Consider the following 17,223-nt stretch of genomic DNA (forward strand, 5'->3'; position numbering starts at 1 on the left):
CCCCTTCTATTTTTAAGGTAAGTAACGACGAGCACCAGCGTATTCTTCTATATATCCTGGTGTATTTAGCGGTATAATCTCTACCGACCTTTCAGCTCTTGGTGAGTGAATCATATTGCCATCACCAATATACATTGCAACGTGATGGACACTACCTTTCCCTTGATCATGTGCAAAGAAAATTAAATCTCCTTTTTGTAGATTTTCTTTATCAACTGCAACCCCTGCTCTTGATTGCGGTCCAGAATCTCGCGGAATTGTAATGCCGTGCGATTTATAGATCGTATGTGTGAAGCCAGAGCAATCAAATCCAAAACCACTTGTACCAGCCCATATATACGGTAAGCCTAAAAACATTTTCCCTGTGTTAATTAAATCATTGGCCGCCGGAGTTGGAATATCAGTTTGAGATCGGTAAACTGTTCCATCATTTTTTCGTAGCCATGCTTTCTGACCGTTTGGCAACAATACACGGTATGAAATTGTGTCTTCACTTAATAGCGGCAGTCTTGTATTATAACTGACTTCAAGTGATTTATGTTTTTCAGAAGGATTTATATATAAAATCGCTGTTGGTTTAGTTATTAAGACAAAAGGTTCATTTGTTTTATCTGCAAATTCTTGATTATATGTTAATTGTTTTTCAGGCATCCAGCCCGGATAACCTTCTTCATTTCGTGGTGTTGGCTGTCCATGCACTAATACCTTCACCCATTCACCTTTCTTATCAATAACAGTTACTTCTTGACCGAGTAAAGCTTGTGTTTCTAATTTATTTGCATTTGTTAACCATAGTTTCTCGTCAAGTGTCATTGATTTCGTCCATTTCCATAGATCCACTGGATTTGTTGCACTCGGTGTATCGATTGGTCTTAATGAATCAGGTGCTGTCCATAACGTTGCAGCAGATACATCTATAAATGCTTTATTATCCTTCTTTTCTTCAGCATTTGCCGATGTAAACGATGAAAATATAAATAAAGTTGTTAAAAATGCAGTTCCTACTTTTTTCATATATATCCCCCTTAAAAGATAGTTTACTTGTCTCTTCTCCTAAGATTTACTATTCACTGTCGATTGAAGGTTTACCTTTGATCCAGAATAAGTCATTCCTTCTGGCTCTTCCATTAACCAAAGCGGTGCATCAAGATCAAAATAATGAATATTAGGATGCGCTGCCGCTAAATGCGCAACAGCACTAACGGAAAGTGAAGACTCCATCATGCTGCCCACCATACACTTCACACCAGCTGTTTCTGCGATATCAGCAATACGCCATGCTTCACGTATGCCACCACATTTCATTAATTTAATATTAATGAAATCTGCATATCTTCCTTGAACGAGCTTTAATGCGTCACTTGCTGAAAATATACTTTCATCGGCCATAATTGGCGTTTGCACACGATCTTTGACGTACTTTAACCCATCCCAATCTTTCGCGTGTACTGGTTGTTCAATAAATTCTATATTTAAATTACGATTTTCCATCTCTTGAATGATAGAAACCGCTTCTTTTGGACTCCAACCTTGATTCGCATCTAAACGTAATGTCGTATTTCTTGGTACCACATTTCGAATTGCCTCAATACGTTCCAAATCTAAATGCGCCTCTTTACCCACTTTAATCTTTAATATTTGAAATCCTTTTTCTATATGTTTCTTCGCTTCTTTTGCCATTAATACAGGCTCATCCACACTCACTGTAATATCGGTATGAATTTCTTTCTTCCCGCCTAACAATGCATATAACGGCACATTTTGATATTGGCAATATACATCATATAAAGCGATATCTACCGCTGCTTTCGCACTTGAATTTCCAATACAACTCATTTGAATGCGCTGTAGTAACTGCTGAAATTGAATGATATTTTGACCAATTAAACATGAACGCATCGGCCCTAAAATCGCTTCTTCCATTCCGCTGGTGAAATCCCCCGTAATAACTGGCGTTGCGGCTGCAGCCCCCTTACCAATCACTCCTTCGTCTGTATGAATATAAACATCTATACTTTCAATTTCGGTTACAGTACGAAGCGCGGTTTTAAACGGTGTATGCAGTTTTACACGTCTACGATTTACTTTTACATCTGTAATTTTCATTTTGTTCATCCTTTCGTTCTCCAATGAAGTGAAATTTTAATCCACCGGAGATTTATACCCACGGATTATTAGGTAAACCCATTGGGCATTTACTCTCCTATCTCTCTACTTTATTTTCGTTTACTTTTAATGTAGGACGATAATGTGAAATAAAAAAATCCAGCCATAAGAATGATTCTTACGGCTGGATTTTGTCTATGATTGAGTAGACAAAGCAGCAAGCTGATTATATTTTTTCTGTGCATCTTTTAGCGCTACAAGTAACGCTTTTTGAGAAGAACCGAAATATCGGTTCTTTACTTCCATTACTAACGCCGGGTCATTTATATTTTTATGTAGAAATAAATATTTAACAAATTGAGATGTTAATGCAATTGTCGCTGAGCAGTCTGCATCTACAATTTCCCCTGTATCCTTAACAAGGATAAATGCTACGAAATAGCTTTTAAACTTTTCAGTAATGGGATTATTTTGAGGTGCTTTCGCATCCCCTACGATATAAATTGTATTTGAAGCGTACACAGCTATCTTCCTTTCTTATACGAGGATAACGGGTTTCTTAATAGTCGTATGAGCGAGGAACTCAACGTTGATTAAAAAATGTATCCGCTTACCTTGTATTATAATATAATTGACAGAATTTTAACAACATTTATTTTAGTGTATATTCCATATTTATGAAAACAGCTTAAACTCTTCATTTTTACAATATGTGATTGTTCCTTGTACCATGACATTCATACATAAAAAACTGCACCTCCAATTGTTAGACGCTGCCTAACAATTGGAGGTGCAGTTCAATGGCTAACTGTTTTTTTATTACTTTGGCATCACAAATATAGTTTCATTTGACTTAGAAAATTGATACTCTTTTCTCGCTAACTTCAAAATTTCTTCCTCATCGTCTGTTAAATTTTCTATGTTAGTCTTTAAAGAATCTTTATCTTTCTTTAAAGATACTAATTGTTTCTTTTGATCCGTAATCGTATCTTTCTTTTTATCAATTACTTCTTGTTGTTTCGTTAAAATATATTGAACGTACAGAGTAGTTGCTGCAATAAAAAGGACCATTAAAATAAGACGCCTTAACTTCTTTTTATTTATCTTACGCTTGTCACTAGGTTGTGATGATTGTTCTGGTATATTAGGAACATTTACTCGTTTGAGTTTCCTCATTCAAATCCCCCTAACCCATATTTTTCACTACCATCGGCACGTTTTCTTACTAAACTAAATTCTATTCTTATAAAATAAACTCCTTCACAAAAATATCCCATAAATTAACCAATTAAAGATAGCATTCGACGACATTTCTACATTTACACCGTTTTTTTTTATACATGCTGCTATAAAATAGTAGTTTCTGTAATTCTTTTTCTACTATTGTAGAAGAGTTTTTTCACACACAAAATTCTTACCCCACATATCCATGTTATAACATGCTTACAAGGAGGAGAAATATGCATTACCGCACATTAGGTAAAACTGGAATAACTGTTTCTGAAATAGGTTTTGGGGCATGGGCAATCGGTGGTGATGAATGGGGACCTGTTAACGATAAACAATCTATAACTGCTATAAAAAAAGCAATTGAGTGTGGTGTGAATTTTATTGATACTGCGGATGTGTATGGTTTAGGACATAGTGAAAAGTTGGTGGCTACCGCGATTAAAGGACATCGTAATGATATTATCCTATCAACGAAAGGTGGTTTAATCGGACACCACTACGACCCTAATGGAGTTCCTGTATATGATACTCCCGAAAAAATCATCGCCGTATTTGAAACAAGTTTACAACGTCTTCAAACAGATTATATTGATCTTTATTTTTGTCATATTTGGTGGCATAATCGTAGAGAAACAGAAGCATTTCTACGTGCATTTGACATATTAAAACGTGATGGAAAAGTAAGGGCAGTCGGTGTTTCGACTCATGATTTACAATACATTCATCATTTCAATAACAACAACGAAATTGATATCGTACAGCTTGATTACAATATATTAAATCGAAAACCAGAAAAAGATATATTACCATTTTTACAAGAGAAAAATTTAGGAGCTGTTATTCGTGGTCCATTAAAAATGGGCATTTTAACTGGAAAATTCACAAATAAAACAATTTTTCCGGATGGAGATTTACGCAAAGATTGGCCAAATGAAACTTGGTTTCAAGAAGACTTACAAACTGTAAAGAAACTTCGGTTGCTCTCAAATAAAAATCAGACCTTAGGGCAACTTGCACTTCGCTATGTACTCTCTCATCCGGCAGTAAGTGTTGTAATTCCTGGTGCCAAAACAGGAATACAAGCACAAGAAAATGCAAATGCATCTGTTCGCCCTATGTTGAGTGATGAAGAGCTTAACTATATTCATTCAATATAAAAAGCCCAATTCGGGCTTTTTAATTTGGGAAACTAATATCATACTCCATTCGCTTCGCTGTGTCCTCCGCAACATGCACACCTAACAAGTTTTTCACAATATGAAATGCCATATTAATTCCAGCTGAAATTCCGGCAGATGTTATAATATGTCCTTCATCTACAAACTTTACATTTTCTATAACTTCAACATTTTGAAACTCATTTTTAAACTTTTCAATACTAGCCCAATGTGTTGTTGCTTTTAAACCTTCCAGTAAACCTGCTTTCGCCAGTAATAGCGCTCCTGTACAAACTGAAGTCATCAGCTTTACTTCTTTCATTTGTTGGCGAATCCATTTTATTACTATTTCATTTTTTATTTCATATTCTCTAGCACCTAGCCCACCCGGAATTATTAAAATATCCACTGGTGGTAAATTTTCAATACTATAATCTGGCTGTACCTTCAATCCGTTCCTTGCTGTAATCATTTCCCCATTCTCGCTAACTGTATAAACAGTAAATGGTTTTTCCTCATTCACCTCAGTTACAGAAAAAACTTCAAATGGCCCTGCAAAGTCTAACACTTCTACTTCATTAAATAAAAATATACCAACACTCCATTTATTCATCATAAGTTCACTTCCTGTTTCAAATGATGTAATAGATGATCATATCCTTTTTCTAATGCAATATCATACGCTGTTTTCCCATCATTTTTCTTTATCATCTTATTAGCTCCATTTTTAAGGAGTAACATAATTATTTCTTCATTTCCTAATAATGCCGCTTCGTGAAGTCCTGTCCAGCCACCACTTTGCATAATATTTACATCTAATCCTTTTTCAATTAAGAAAGCAACAAGTTCACTTTGCTTGTTCGCAATTGCTGCTTGCAAAGGCGTATTTTCATTTTCGTTTTTCGCTCTACTATGTATATCTGCACCACTTTCTAAAAGAAAACTCGCTATTTCTTTCTGTCCAAAATAAGCTGCTAAATGAAGTGGTGTCCATCCATCTTCACTACATTCGTTAACAATACTTGGACTCGCCTTTATAAACTTCACTACTTTTTCCTTATTACCACTTATAACAGCTTGTGCTATTGATTGTAAATGCTCCATAATAATCTCCCATCCTTCAAAATATTTAAGCATCTCCTTCTACATGTTCTATTCATTATTATATTTTCCTTTTAAAACCTTAAGTTTACATAATAATATTATATATCACTTTTTTTGTGCTTAATGCTGAATAGCAATAATGTTAAAAATACTGCCTTTAAACAATGAAGACCATGATTTCATTAGAGTGACTGAAAAAGCAAGCAAAAAACTATACACATAGTTTTCATCATATTTGTTCAGTTGCATGAACTAAAACAGGTAATGTTTATTCTGCTATTTATGCTTTCAACATATCAAATAATATTATTCCAATAAAAAACAATCCATTTTAAAAATGGATTGTTTTTTTATTTCTGTTTTATGCGGTTTATTTTATTTTTGTGTTTTCAATGATAGAATAATTATATTTACAAAAATGAAACACTACTATCTTAGCCCCTCTTATAGTAAGTTTTTCGTTCGAAAACAAAAATACAATTTCACCTTACAATTGAAAAAACATATGTAAAAGTTTCTAAAACAGCTGCCTTATCATACTAATCTATAGCAATTCTGTCTTCTTCCCTTACCTGTTTCCTTTAACACATACGATTTTAAAACTAGCGCCGTTAATGAATCTGTTAATGTTTTATATGATAAATTTGATAATGCCAATAGATCGTTCGTATATAACATTCTATGCTTCTCTAATAATAATAGTACTAATCGTTCAGACGGTTTTAATGCTTCGTCACTTTCTAGTATAAAGTCTATATTTTTCATTTCTCTAATTACTACTCCTTATATAAAAAAATACTTTAGGTGCTAATTTAATATGAAAATAATACATAACAAAATTATAGATATATTAAAATAGTACCATCTAAAAACACTATTATACTATAACATAGAAGTAGTGTTTCCCCAAATAGGAAATGCTTTTTTATATCGCTGTAAGATTCTTGCAAATGTACATAATATTTTGTACCATTACCCGCCAAGTTTTCTTCTAATTTCGCTGCTCATCCTGATGTATTTGTAATCAATGAAGTTCTTCTAAAATTATAAACAAATAAAAAACGGTTCGTCTATCATGCCCTAAACATGAATGACAACCGTTTTCTAGTTTCTTCTTAATTAACATGCTCTATCTTAAATATTTCTTGCAATATGCGGCTTACTGTAATGACTTGTTCCACCGCCACCTACAACTACTTTACCGCCTTTTTCGAAAATTAATAATTTACTTGAACCATCTGCAAGAAGCACTATTACTTCAGCATTATTACTTGTTGCTACATAAATTACATAACCACTCTTTGATATACAAGTTTCCCAATTCGCATCAAATTCTGATCTTACTACACGATTTGAATACACTTGATTTTCAATTCTATCTTGTTCTACGTTTTCCAAATTTATTCTCCCCTCTTCCCTGCATAGTTATATATATTAAAATAGCACCATCTAAAATAGTGACCGATTTTAACATAAATAGTATATGTAATTAGTAGGAGAATGCTTGGACAATAGAAACGAAATAGACTTCGGGAATTTTACAATTGAAACTTCTCTTTAATCATTTCCGCTACTTCTTTTGCACTCAAATACGTGTTATTAATTTTTATATACTCTTCTTTTTCAATTTCACCATGAAGAGAGTTTAATCTATGCATTTTCATCGTTTCTTTCAAATTATTTTCAGACCACTCAATATCTCTTTTTTTCGGTTTATGTTCTAATCTATTCGGGCTTTTATTTCGTTCTAATCTTTCATCTAATTCCGCTTCCAGCTCTACAAAATACACTGTCCCACCTTTTGATTCAAAAATATTTTCTACATGATGTATATAATCCCAATCCTCTTGGAGGTCAAATGCCCATATATACGTAAAAATTATTCCAGATAAATCACTTTTAGATACTTCTTCAAATATTTCATTACGAAATAAACTTACTAGTCTTTTTGCTTCTTTCGTACTGTAATCAAAAATTGGACTTACTAAATCAATTGTCATGTGGTTATGAAAAAGTTTTAAACCGGTTAATGTTGCTAATTCTTGCCCCACTGTCATTTTTCCAACTGCTTGTGGGCCAAATATTAATATAAGTTTCATTTATTTCCCCCAATCTTTCTCTATAAACCATTACATAAAATAAAAAATAAGACAGCCGATTTTAAAACGATTGCCTTATTTTTTATTCATAGTTTTAGTTCTATTCTTTTCGCACAGCTTCAAAAGTAATCGTTTGATTTGCATTTGACGGTTCTTTTTCATAAACATATTCAGTAGAGCGAGTAATGTTTGAGAAACCTATACTTTCTAAAAGAAGTATAAACTCTTCTATTCCATACCAGCGCAGCGCAAAGCGTTGCAATTCTGTTTGTACTAACTGTCCTTTACTCCACTTTTCATATTTCAAATATGATACAGTAACTTGGTTCAGCCAATCTATTTCAATTGATTTATTTTCTAATGTGATTCCGTCTCCGCTTGGCAAAGAGAAAGTCGATGTATGAATTTCCCCAGTCTTCCATTTATGCGGGAGCATAATATCTACAATTAATCGTCCACCTGGATTAAGATGTTCATAAAAACATTTTAATGCATTTATAGAATCCACACGATTTTCAATTAAACAAAAAGATCCAGTAGGAATGATAATTGCGTCATATTTATGCGGAAGTGAAAATTGTTGCAAGCTTCCTTCATACAAATTAGGATGTAAGCCTCTCTCTTTACAGCGCTTACGGCAAGAATCTAGCATTTCAGGTGAATAATCTATCCCATCCACTTTAAAACCAGCCTCTAGAAGCGGAATGATGACACGCCCTGAACCTACTGCAGCTTCGAGGATTCTTCCTCTACAATCTTTTAAACGTTCTTTGTAATACTCAATATCACCATTTAAAGAATAACCGACTGGTTTTGTGTAATCATACAGTTCCGTACAAAGTGTACTATAAAAGCTAAACATTTATTTTCTCCTCCGTTTTTACGTACGGAAGATTTCAATTCAACTAATCTTCCTGTACCTCTAATTTTAATGAGATTTCGAAAGAGCTGACTGTCATAATATATCACTCACTTTCCATAGAATATAATGATATTGTATTACATAACCTTCCAATTTGAAATATAAAAATTTAAAATTCAGACTACAAATTAAAGAGCTTACTTTAGTAAGCTCTTTAGAAAAAATATTTATTTCACAATCGGCAATGTCACTTCACTTAATTTCACAGTAAGTTTTGTACCAGCTTTCGGTCTAATTGTATAATCATAATCACTTGCAATTAAAACAACTCCGATTTGATGCCCCGCTTTAAATACATAATCATCTGGCTGCATGTCCCATGTGAATGTATAATCTTTGCCCGGTTGAATCGCTGTTGAATTTTCTATACTCTTTACGTTTTGTGGGTCCATCCAGCCTCTCGTTACGATTTCCGGCTTCGCTCCTCCATAGTCAACAAGTAACGCTGTTAAATTTGATACAGATCGATCAATATTTCCTGTAATTGAAATCTTTGGTGTACCACTTATACGCGTATCTTTTTGCAGTACAGGCATTGTATATACTAATCGATTTGCTACTTCTAATTCTGGGTTTGCTACTAATTGGTTTGATTTTATTTGTGCATCATCTAAGAATGAGAAAACTTTATTAGCCGATCCCATACTTAGTGGCAAATTGACTGATTTATTGCTTAAATACATACGGATTTTTGAAGGTACAGCTGCTGGATCTGGCCAATTTTTTATCTTTTGCCACGTTTTATTTTCTCTTTGCACATCAACCATTGGTTCATCCATAATTCCATTTTCAATTCCGTACAACCAATAATCTAACCATTTATTTTGTGTTTGCTGCCAGTTATTACTTGATGTCCCACCATGACCACCTTGGTGTAGCCACATTTTACGCGGAACATTATTTTCTCCAAGTGCTTCCCACCATTGCGCGAACTGTTTCGTTTTAACATTCCAATCGTTTAAACCATGAACAACAAATACACTCGCTTTTACATTTTTAGCATCTTTTACATAGTTACGTTTATCCCAAAAATCATTATAATTACCTGTTTTTCGGTCTTGTCCAGCCGTTAACTCTTTTATAACTTGTCCGCAAACTTCAGGGTTTTCCCTTGTCAGTACTGCTTCTGCCATATTATCTGTATCTTCTCCTTGATATCCGCCTGGAGCAATGACTGCACCATTTGCACGATAATAATCATACCAACTACTAATTGCTGCGATTGGAATAATTGTTTTTAAACCTTCAACTCCAGTAGTCGCAACAGCATTTGGTAATGTACCATTATAAGAAACTCCAGTCATACCTACATTGCCTGTAGACCAATTTGCCTGAACTTCCTCACCCTGTTCTGTAAATGCTTTCGCGCGACCGTTTACCCAATCAATAACAGATTTTGTCCCGAGTATCTCTTGTTCATCTCCAGTTGTAGGGCATCCATCTGATTTTCCAGTACCGATACTTTCGCCTAAAATAACTGCATAACCTCTTGGCACGTAATAGTTCCCATACGAACCAAGATTAATCGCTCCATACGGTTTTCCTTCATACGCATACAATTCTTCATCTACATTATATACAGGAACATCTTTTAATCCAGATCGATATGGACTCATTTCATAAATAACAGGAACTTTCACATTCGGATCTGTCTTTGGACGCATAACTTTTATCGATACTCTGTCTTTCTTACCGTCTTGATCACTATCAACTTCTGTCTCTACATATAAATTTTCGATAATAGCTTCATCGAGAGAATAAATCGGTTTTGTCATCCCATTTTCTAATTCAATTTTCGTATTTTTAGTCTCTTCCTTCTTCTCTGCATGCACATCCATAGTAAAGCTAGGTATAATTGTTGCAGATAGCATTGCTGACAGTGTAATTGCCATTTTCTTTTTACTCAAAATATTCCCTCCCCTTATTCGTTCTCTTTTACTATATAACAAAATAACTGAAAATTCAGTTTTATTTTTATATAAAAGTTGAGAAACTCAAAGATTTCTTATTAAGTAAAATTTAATGGAGGTGTGAAATTATTTTCCCACTCCCACCTTCTTTATAAAGTGAAACTTTAATCAACCCTCACCAATTGGACGTTTACGATCAGCAGGGCCACTTCTTTGCTTTCGCTGAATTTTGAGGTGGGGTCTTACTGCCCGGCAAATAGCGGGATAAATAGAGAAAAAGACAACCAATATTTCTATCGATTGCCTTACATTCCATTTATTATTTTTCTAACTCTTTAAAGGTATCTTTCAAGTCTTTATCAGATACCTTTATATCTGCATTTTTAAGCAGATCTCTAGTAACTTGTTGATGGAATTGAGGATCTTGTATACGTTGCTGTTCTAATTCTTTACGAATATTCTCTTTCTCTTCCTCATACGGTTTAAGCTCTTTTTTATCCGTTAGCTTAATAATATGATATCCGAAAGAAGATTTAACAGGTTCACTCAATTGACCAACTTCTAACTTATACGCAGCATCCTCAAATTCTTTCACCATCATACCAGGTCCAAATTCAGATAGTTCCCCACCTTTTTCTTTAGAACCTGGATCCTCTGAATATTGTTTAGCCAATGCCGCGAAATCTTCGCCACTATTTAATTTTTCTTTAATTTCTTTTGCTGTCTTTTCATCTTTTACTAAAATATGGCTAACTTGAAGCTTTGGCTTATAATGATCTTTAATATCTTTTTCCGTTACGGTTGCTTTAATAGCTTTTTCAAAAGCAAAAGTAAGTTTTAATTTCTCTTTCAACTGATCTTCATTTTTCACACCATTGGATTCCATATATGTATTAAAATTATCGCCCATCTTGTCTTTTAATTCTTTTAGTTGTTTCGTTACCTCTTCATCCGTAACTTTATATTTATCATGTAATACTTTCTCTACTACCATTTCAGATAAATTCTGTTTACCGTAGTTTTCTTTTAATTTTTTGTTAAAATCACTTTCTGAAATGCTTCCTGATTTTGTCGTTACAATATTATCTGATGAACCACATGCAGATAAAGATAACGTCATACCCATTAAAATGCTACCAATTACTAATTTCTTTCTGTTCAAATCTGAATACCTCACTTCATTAAATTCAAATATAACTATGTAAATATAACGTTTTCCTGTGAACTTCACGTGAATTTAATGAAAGTAGAACATTTGCTAATTCTCCATTTAATACATCAATTTTGAAAATTATGGTGATTCGTCCTATATCGCTAATCTCTAAAGCTGCAAAAAGGACTAATATTTTCATTAGTCCTTTTTCACATTTATATAAAATTGAATTTCTCCATCTATAGAGGAAACTCCATATTCAAAACCATGCCTTTCTAAAATACTTTTCACTATCGCTAAACCTAATCCTGTACCTGATTTTTCTTTACTACGAGAAGATTCTAGTACATAAAAAGGCTCCCAAATTTTCTCGATATCCTTAATTTTATCCGTAGGAATGCCATTTTTTATTTGGAAATATATACTTTTATTTCTATCTTCTAATGTAATTATTATGTTTTGATTTGCTGTATATTTTATCGCATTAGAAATTAAATTTTGAAACACCATTCTCATTTTATTTAAATCTGCATAAACGATTGTATTGCCCGCATTACAATTTACTTGCAAGTTAATTTCTTTCGAATCCAGTTCAATCTGATGCTTATCTAATATACTCTGGACCAGTGGTTCAATGGGGAATTCTTCTTTTTGTAAAATATCTCTTTCTAGTTTAGAAAATCGTAATAGTTCTTCAATTAAGTTTGATATTTGATCTGTTTGTTTAATAATTGTATCTACGTAAGTCCCATCATCTAATCCATCTTTAATCCCCATAGAGTATGCTTTTACTAATGCGATCGGTGTCTTTAATTCATGCGTTACATCACCCATAAATCGTTTTAAATGTTCATTACGATCAGTTAAGTCTTGATGTGCTTCATGTAGTTTTTCACTCATGATATTAATACTATTGGCCAACTCTCCTATTTCATCATTCGTTTTCACTTTCGTTCTTTTAAACTGCAAATGTGAAATATCCTGAGCCACATCACTTAACTCTTTCAGTGGTGTCGTTATTATTTTTGAAAGTATCCACACAAGTAAAATAATAAGAAGGAGCGAGAAACATAGGATATATAAGTAAAATGTATTTAACGTATTTATAATTTCATTTGAATTCGCAATGGAAGTCCCAATTAAAATTATCGTATCATCTTTCGCAATATATTTAGCAAAAAAACTCGCTTTTACCTTTCCTTGATCGTACAGTTTATTCGATTGCCCTTCCGTCTTCACTTTCATAACTTCGTCTTTCGTAATCCAAAGCTTATTTAACGTTACTTTCTTTTTCGTAAGTTGCATGCGTAACGCGTCGTTCATAGCATCTTCTGACTGATTAATTGGCGTATACGCAATTGTAACATTATTTTCACTTTCAATTGTATGAATAACATCTTCTAAATCATTGACTGGCGCATTTTGTATTTGAGTTGTAAATTCATTTAAGTTTTCACGTGTTTTATAAATATTATATTTCGGCAGGAGAAAGTTAATTAATAATAAAGAAATTGTAAATATAAGAATAACGGTTAAAGAAATGCTGAGAAATAGCTTTTTCCCAAGTTTATTCACTTTGTTCCTCCAAACTATAACCCAGCCCACGATGCGTTTTAATAATATCTTCTCCAATTTTTTTACGCAGCCTTCTTACATGTGTATCAACCGTTCTCTCTTCTCCAAAATAGTCAAATCCCCATACAATGTCTAACAATTTTTTACGAGTTAAAATAGTTCCTTTATGATTTAAAAAGCATTTTATTAATTCGAGCTCTGTTTTTGTAATTTCTAACTCTATATCATTTTTATATACTTTATTTTTGGCGAAATTTATCTTTACATCTTGTACTTGAATAATATCATCGTGCTGAATAAGTTTTTTCGCTCGCGTAATTAGTACTCCTGGATGAAATGGTTTTTTCACGTACTCATCTGCCCCACTTTGAAGCGCTGCTAATTCATCTTCGCTTTCACTTTTCGCCGTAAGCATTAATACTTTCACGCTTGAATTCTTTTTTATTTCCTGACAGACAGTAATACCACTATGTTTTGGCATCATCCAATCCAAAATAGCTAAATCAATTTTTTCATCATAAAATATTTGAAGTGCTTCCTCTCCGTCTTTTGCTAAAAAAACTTCGAATCCTTCTTTTTCAAAATAAGCTTTTAAAATCCTTAACATATCTTGTTCGTCATCTGCAATTAATACTTTCATATTTTTTCCTCCATTGCTTTTAAACAAAAACCAATTGTATCATACAACATCTTTGTTACATGAATGTGACAGAAAAATATTTAAAGCTTTTGAGGGGATAGTAATGGTGAGGTGTTGTACTATGATAAAAAAAATCGGGGTCATTTCTCTTCTTCTATTTCTATTATCAACAAATGCGTTCGCAAATACAAATCAACAAATTGAAGTATTTGATTGTCAAAAAGAAATGGTCATTCAAAAACAATCTTTAGATCCAGTAATCCAAAAAGAAGCAGTTCAATACGCTAAAGCAATAACTGGTCCATTTAAAAACTTAAATGTCGTTCCAAAAGATGGCTATATGATAAAAATCCCTTTATCTAAGCCGGTTTCTATTACTAATCAATGGTTACACACTACAATAGACGAAGTACTTATACTGCTCCCACTAAATGAAAAGCCTTATATTATGCTTTATGATGATGAAAATAATCCGCATTTTTATTATGTAAAAGGTAAACCAGGATTATTATTGAAACACATGAAGGTTAAGTTATAATGTAAGAAAGATCCCACAAATATGATTTGCGGGATCTTTCTTTATCAATTAACAATTTGATTTTCATTTAAAAAATGAATAACCTGTCTTTTATGATGGTTATCATGATCTACAAATTCTTTAATAATATATATAAGAGAATATGGCGTTCCGGTATGAGGACAATGTGATACTCCATTGGCCGTTAAAGGTTTCTTTAGATTTCCAGCAGATAGTAATCTAAGTTCTTTTACGAGTAACTCTCTTTTAGATTTTGCTTCTTCAAGAAGTTTCATCTTAGATATACCGGATTTGGCATAACTAGATGCTAGTTTATTATATGTATCAAAATCAGGGAACTCCATTCCCTTCCCATCTCTCACTGATGATAATGTCTCACGTAATAGATAGTCATCCCAGTTCATAATATGAGATATTATTTCGCCAATAGTCCATTTCCCCTCTGATATTGGTGCCACCCACAATTCCTCTTTCATACCTTTCAATGTATTTATCCAAATTGAATATTCATTGAAATCATTAATAATTTTATTTTCTCCCATCATCCAATTCTCCATTCTAATATTAGATTCTTATAAATTATAACATCAATCTACACGAAACAGAACAAAAGTTCTACTGGAGAAGTAAACAATAATTCACTATATCCTTTTATATAAGTTCAAATAATGGCTCACTCCCATATATTTTGTCCCTTTCAGAAATCCACTCGAAGTATAAAATTTGTCACCCTGTACTGTATCTGTATTTAAAACAACAATATTAAAATGTTTTTTCGCATCGTTTATAATTCTCGCTAATAATAACCTCCCTAATCCTTTCCTTCGGTATTTTTTTGCAATATAAAATCTCCTTATCCTACCAATCTTATTGTTTATTGTATATGGATCCTCATTTAACCCTCCTATTCCAATTAACTTTTCCCCTTGAAAAATCCCATATAAGCATTCACCAGTTTTATTAAACGTGTTTATTTTATTTTCATATTCACTTATTAGTTTTATTAGGAAATAAAATCCTTCGTCTTTGCTTTCCTGAACAAGATAATCGTGTTCGTATATCATTAAATCTTCAATTTGTTGAATATGTATATCTTTCAAGTAAATCTCCCCTTACTATGAAAATACATAAAAATGCTCTAGAATTTTTGATTCTGAGCATTTTTATGATTGTTATCTTATTCAATTCGTAGTATGTGTATTCTTCACTTTAGATATAAATCGATAATATAGTTGTTTAATTCTTATTTAACTAAAGCATCTGTTTGTTTAAGTGTATACATTCACATTTATATTTTCTCTCAAATATACTATCAGTTTATATATTCCCCATTCTTCTCTAACAGGTTCAAGATAAATTGTAATTTGTTAATCAATATGTTTGTGTAACCACTGTTCAAATATTTTTAACTGTTCTTCAGTATGAAGGTAATGTTCACCCGTCTCCATAACTTCTAATTCACAACAATGTTTTTTTGTAAAATAGTTAATAGTTTCAAATTCGCACAGTTCATCCTTAGCTCCGTACATAATATATGTATCTGTATTCCATGTACTAATAGGATGCTCTTTTACATAGCATAAATAATCCCAATATAACTTTTGACCAATAGGTGTCTCTATAGTCATTTCTTTTTGTAAAAGCTCCGGTGTTACATTAAACCATTTCATCATATTTTCTATAATTCGTTCCATATTAACTACTGGTGATAAAAATAATGCCTTTTCTATCACATCATTTTGAAAAGCTAAAAGGCTAAAATATGCTCCCATACTACATGCAAACACGTTTATTTCTTTCCAATGTTCTTTTGCGTAGTTCATAATTATAGATAATTCATTAACACAAAACTGTACTTTACAAGGAGTGTTATCATTCTTTCTTTCTCCATGCTCAGGTAAATCAAAGCTTAATACTTGATAACCTTTTCGATCGGCTTCTTCAGCTAATATTTGAATAACTGCATCTTCCTTATTTGACATATTTCCATGTACTGCAATAAAAATTTTTTCACTCTTATCTCCCCACAAAACCGCAGGAATATTACTAATTTTAAAATTATTTTTAAGCATATTCCCCTCCATAAAATAAGACATATAGGACTCGAAAAAAATTCACACACTTTATTTATCTCTGTACAGCAGGCAGTATCCGCTTTAAATCTATTAAATCATCTATTACTATATCAGCCTGAGCAAGTTCCTCTTCTTGCGCAAAATCAAAATTGCATCCAATTGCAAGTAAACTGTTGTCTTTCGCTGCATTTATATCAGATAGCCGGTCACCGACTACCGCTGCCTCTTTTATATCATATTTGTTCATAATACTTTTAACTAAGTCACCTTTATTTAGCGATTGTATTTGTTCAATACTAAACGTTTCAGTCACCCACTTGTCTAAAGCATAATACGTTACGATTGCTCGTAAATATTCTTTCAAACCATTACTAGCAATGTAAATTGAACAATTATTTTCTTTTATATATGTAAATATTTCTTTTACATTTGGATATAAAGCGCCTTTTCCGCTTTTTATGTTTTCAATTAGTCTATCTAAAAAATATGCATCTGTTTGTTCTCTTATTTCAATAGAATGTTCCGGTAATAAAGCTTCCCAAACTTTCGGTAGCGGCACACCCATAATTTCACGGTATTTTTCAATCGGTGTTACCGTATCCCATAATTGAAGTGATCTTAAGTGATCAAAAGTATCATCTAACGATAATTCTAAAATTTTATCTGTTTGAAATAATGTTCCATCCATATCAAAAATTAATGCTTGTAACATTC

20 protein-coding genes are annotated in these 17,223 nt (G+C 32.7%); 2 read left to right on the forward strand and 18 right to left on the reverse strand.

Annotation, left to right across the window (positions count from 1 at the left end):
- Positions 1–12: 12 nt before the first annotated feature.
- The 4 genes from ACX9TM_RS14265 to ACX9TM_RS14280 all read right to left on the reverse strand — a co-directional run bounded on the left by ACX9TM_RS14265 (position 13) and on the right by ACX9TM_RS14280 (position 3,282).
- A complete protein-coding gene (locus ACX9TM_RS14265; protein WP_000755417.1) occupies positions 13–1,014 on the reverse strand; it encodes a C40 family peptidase in 1,002 nt (333 codons plus the stop codon).
- A gap of 39 nt (positions 1,015–1,053) precedes the next feature.
- Positions 1,054–2,115, reverse strand: coding sequence for a dipeptide epimerase (locus ACX9TM_RS14270; protein ID WP_053082644.1), 1,062 nt, complete (start codon positions 2,113–2,115; stop codon positions 1,054–1,056).
- A 186-nt stretch (positions 2,116–2,301) separates the two neighbouring features.
- A complete protein-coding gene (locus ACX9TM_RS14275; RefSeq protein WP_000271313.1) occupies positions 2,302–2,628 on the reverse strand; it encodes a DUF3870 domain-containing protein in 327 nt (108 codons plus the stop codon).
- A gap of 297 nt (positions 2,629–2,925) precedes the next feature.
- Positions 2,926–3,282: an FtsB family cell division protein gene (locus tag ACX9TM_RS14280; protein WP_001228738.1), complete on the reverse strand. Its 357-nt coding sequence runs from the start codon at positions 3,280–3,282 to the stop codon at positions 2,926–2,928.
- A gap of 284 nt (positions 3,283–3,566) precedes the next feature.
- On the opposite strand from ACX9TM_RS14280, the gene ACX9TM_RS14285 reads away from it, so the two are divergent.
- Complete coding sequence (locus tag ACX9TM_RS14285; protein WP_000559360.1) at positions 3,567–4,493, forward strand: aldo/keto reductase; 927 nt, start codon at positions 3,567–3,569, stop codon at positions 4,491–4,493.
- Positions 4,494–4,512: 19 nt separating this feature from the next.
- Here the strand turns inward: ACX9TM_RS14285 and ACX9TM_RS14290 are convergent, their stop codons facing one another.
- The 10 genes from ACX9TM_RS14290 to ACX9TM_RS14335 all read right to left on the reverse strand — a co-directional run bounded on the left by ACX9TM_RS14290 (position 4,513) and on the right by ACX9TM_RS14335 (position 13,896).
- On the reverse strand, positions 4,513–5,109 hold the full coding sequence (locus ACX9TM_RS14290; RefSeq protein WP_000981423.1) for a DJ-1/PfpI family protein: 597 nt from the start codon (positions 5,107–5,109) through the stop codon (positions 4,513–4,515).
- A complete protein-coding gene (locus ACX9TM_RS14295; protein ID WP_000400680.1) occupies positions 5,106–5,597 on the reverse strand; it encodes an ankyrin repeat domain-containing protein in 492 nt (163 codons plus the stop codon). Before ACX9TM_RS14295 ends, ACX9TM_RS14290 begins: the two co-directional genes overlap by 4 nt.
- A gap of 534 nt (positions 5,598–6,131) precedes the next feature.
- Complete coding sequence (locus ACX9TM_RS14300) at positions 6,132–6,362, reverse strand: hypothetical protein (RefSeq protein WP_000789031.1); 231 nt, start codon at positions 6,360–6,362, stop codon at positions 6,132–6,134.
- Positions 6,363–6,731: 369 nt separating this feature from the next.
- Positions 6,732–6,995 carry a hypothetical protein gene (locus ACX9TM_RS14305; RefSeq protein ID WP_000432423.1) on the reverse strand — a complete coding sequence of 88 codons (264 nt, stop codon included), beginning with the start codon at positions 6,993–6,995 and terminating at the stop codon, positions 6,732–6,734.
- Positions 6,996–7,135: 140 nt separating this feature from the next.
- Positions 7,136–7,696 (reverse strand): AAA family ATPase, encoded by a 561-nt coding sequence (locus tag ACX9TM_RS14310; RefSeq protein WP_065382403.1) that lies wholly within the window; start codon positions 7,694–7,696, stop codon positions 7,136–7,138.
- Between the two features lie 100 nt (positions 7,697–7,796).
- The gene (locus ACX9TM_RS14315; RefSeq protein WP_000490911.1) at positions 7,797–8,558 is read right to left on the reverse strand and encodes a class I SAM-dependent methyltransferase; all 762 of its coding nucleotides are present in this window, start codon (positions 8,556–8,558) and stop codon (positions 7,797–7,799) included.
- 227 nt (positions 8,559–8,785) lie between these two features.
- A complete protein-coding gene (locus ACX9TM_RS14320) occupies positions 8,786–10,525 on the reverse strand; it encodes a Xaa-Pro dipeptidyl-peptidase (protein WP_000038291.1) in 1,740 nt (579 codons plus the stop codon).
- Positions 10,526–10,847: 322 nt separating this feature from the next.
- On the reverse strand, positions 10,848–11,690 hold the full coding sequence (locus ACX9TM_RS14325) for a peptidylprolyl isomerase PrsA (protein WP_065382402.1): 843 nt from the start codon (positions 11,688–11,690) through the stop codon (positions 10,848–10,850).
- A 189-nt stretch (positions 11,691–11,879) separates the two neighbouring features.
- Positions 11,880–13,256: a sensor histidine kinase gene (locus tag ACX9TM_RS14330; protein ID WP_001037254.1), complete on the reverse strand. Its 1,377-nt coding sequence runs from the start codon at positions 13,254–13,256 to the stop codon at positions 11,880–11,882.
- A complete protein-coding gene (locus tag ACX9TM_RS14335; RefSeq protein WP_000865969.1) occupies positions 13,249–13,896 on the reverse strand; it encodes a response regulator transcription factor in 648 nt (215 codons plus the stop codon). The genes ACX9TM_RS14330 and ACX9TM_RS14335 overlap by 8 nt, the downstream gene beginning before the upstream one ends.
- 121 nt (positions 13,897–14,017) lie before the next feature.
- Between ACX9TM_RS14335 and ACX9TM_RS14340 the strand changes: the two genes are divergently transcribed.
- The gene (locus tag ACX9TM_RS14340) at positions 14,018–14,434 is read left to right on the forward strand and encodes a hypothetical protein (RefSeq protein WP_000591763.1); all 417 of its coding nucleotides are present in this window, start codon (positions 14,018–14,020) and stop codon (positions 14,432–14,434) included.
- 44 nt (positions 14,435–14,478) lie between these two features.
- On the opposite strand, the gene ACX9TM_RS14345 is transcribed toward ACX9TM_RS14340, so the two are convergent.
- From ACX9TM_RS14345 to ACX9TM_RS14360, 4 genes are all read right to left on the reverse strand, one after another.
- Entirely contained in the window at positions 14,479–14,976 is a 498-nt protein-coding gene (locus ACX9TM_RS14345) for a DinB family protein (protein WP_000504411.1), read from the reverse strand.
- A 99-nt stretch (positions 14,977–15,075) separates the two neighbouring features.
- The gene (locus ACX9TM_RS14350) at positions 15,076–15,534 is read right to left on the reverse strand and encodes a GNAT family N-acetyltransferase (RefSeq protein ID WP_000651656.1); all 459 of its coding nucleotides are present in this window, start codon (positions 15,532–15,534) and stop codon (positions 15,076–15,078) included.
- A 267-nt stretch (positions 15,535–15,801) separates the two neighbouring features.
- On the reverse strand, positions 15,802–16,506 hold the full coding sequence (locus ACX9TM_RS14355) for an alpha/beta hydrolase (RefSeq protein WP_048656226.1): 705 nt from the start codon (positions 16,504–16,506) through the stop codon (positions 15,802–15,804).
- Between the two features lie 55 nt (positions 16,507–16,561).
- Positions 16,562–17,221 carry an HAD hydrolase-like protein gene (locus ACX9TM_RS14360; protein ID WP_061457349.1) on the reverse strand — a complete coding sequence of 220 codons (660 nt, stop codon included), beginning with the start codon at positions 17,219–17,221 and terminating at the stop codon, positions 16,562–16,564.
- Positions 17,222–17,223 lie beyond the last annotated feature (2 nt).

It is taken from the genome of Bacillus sp. LH1 (assembly GCF_057924895.1).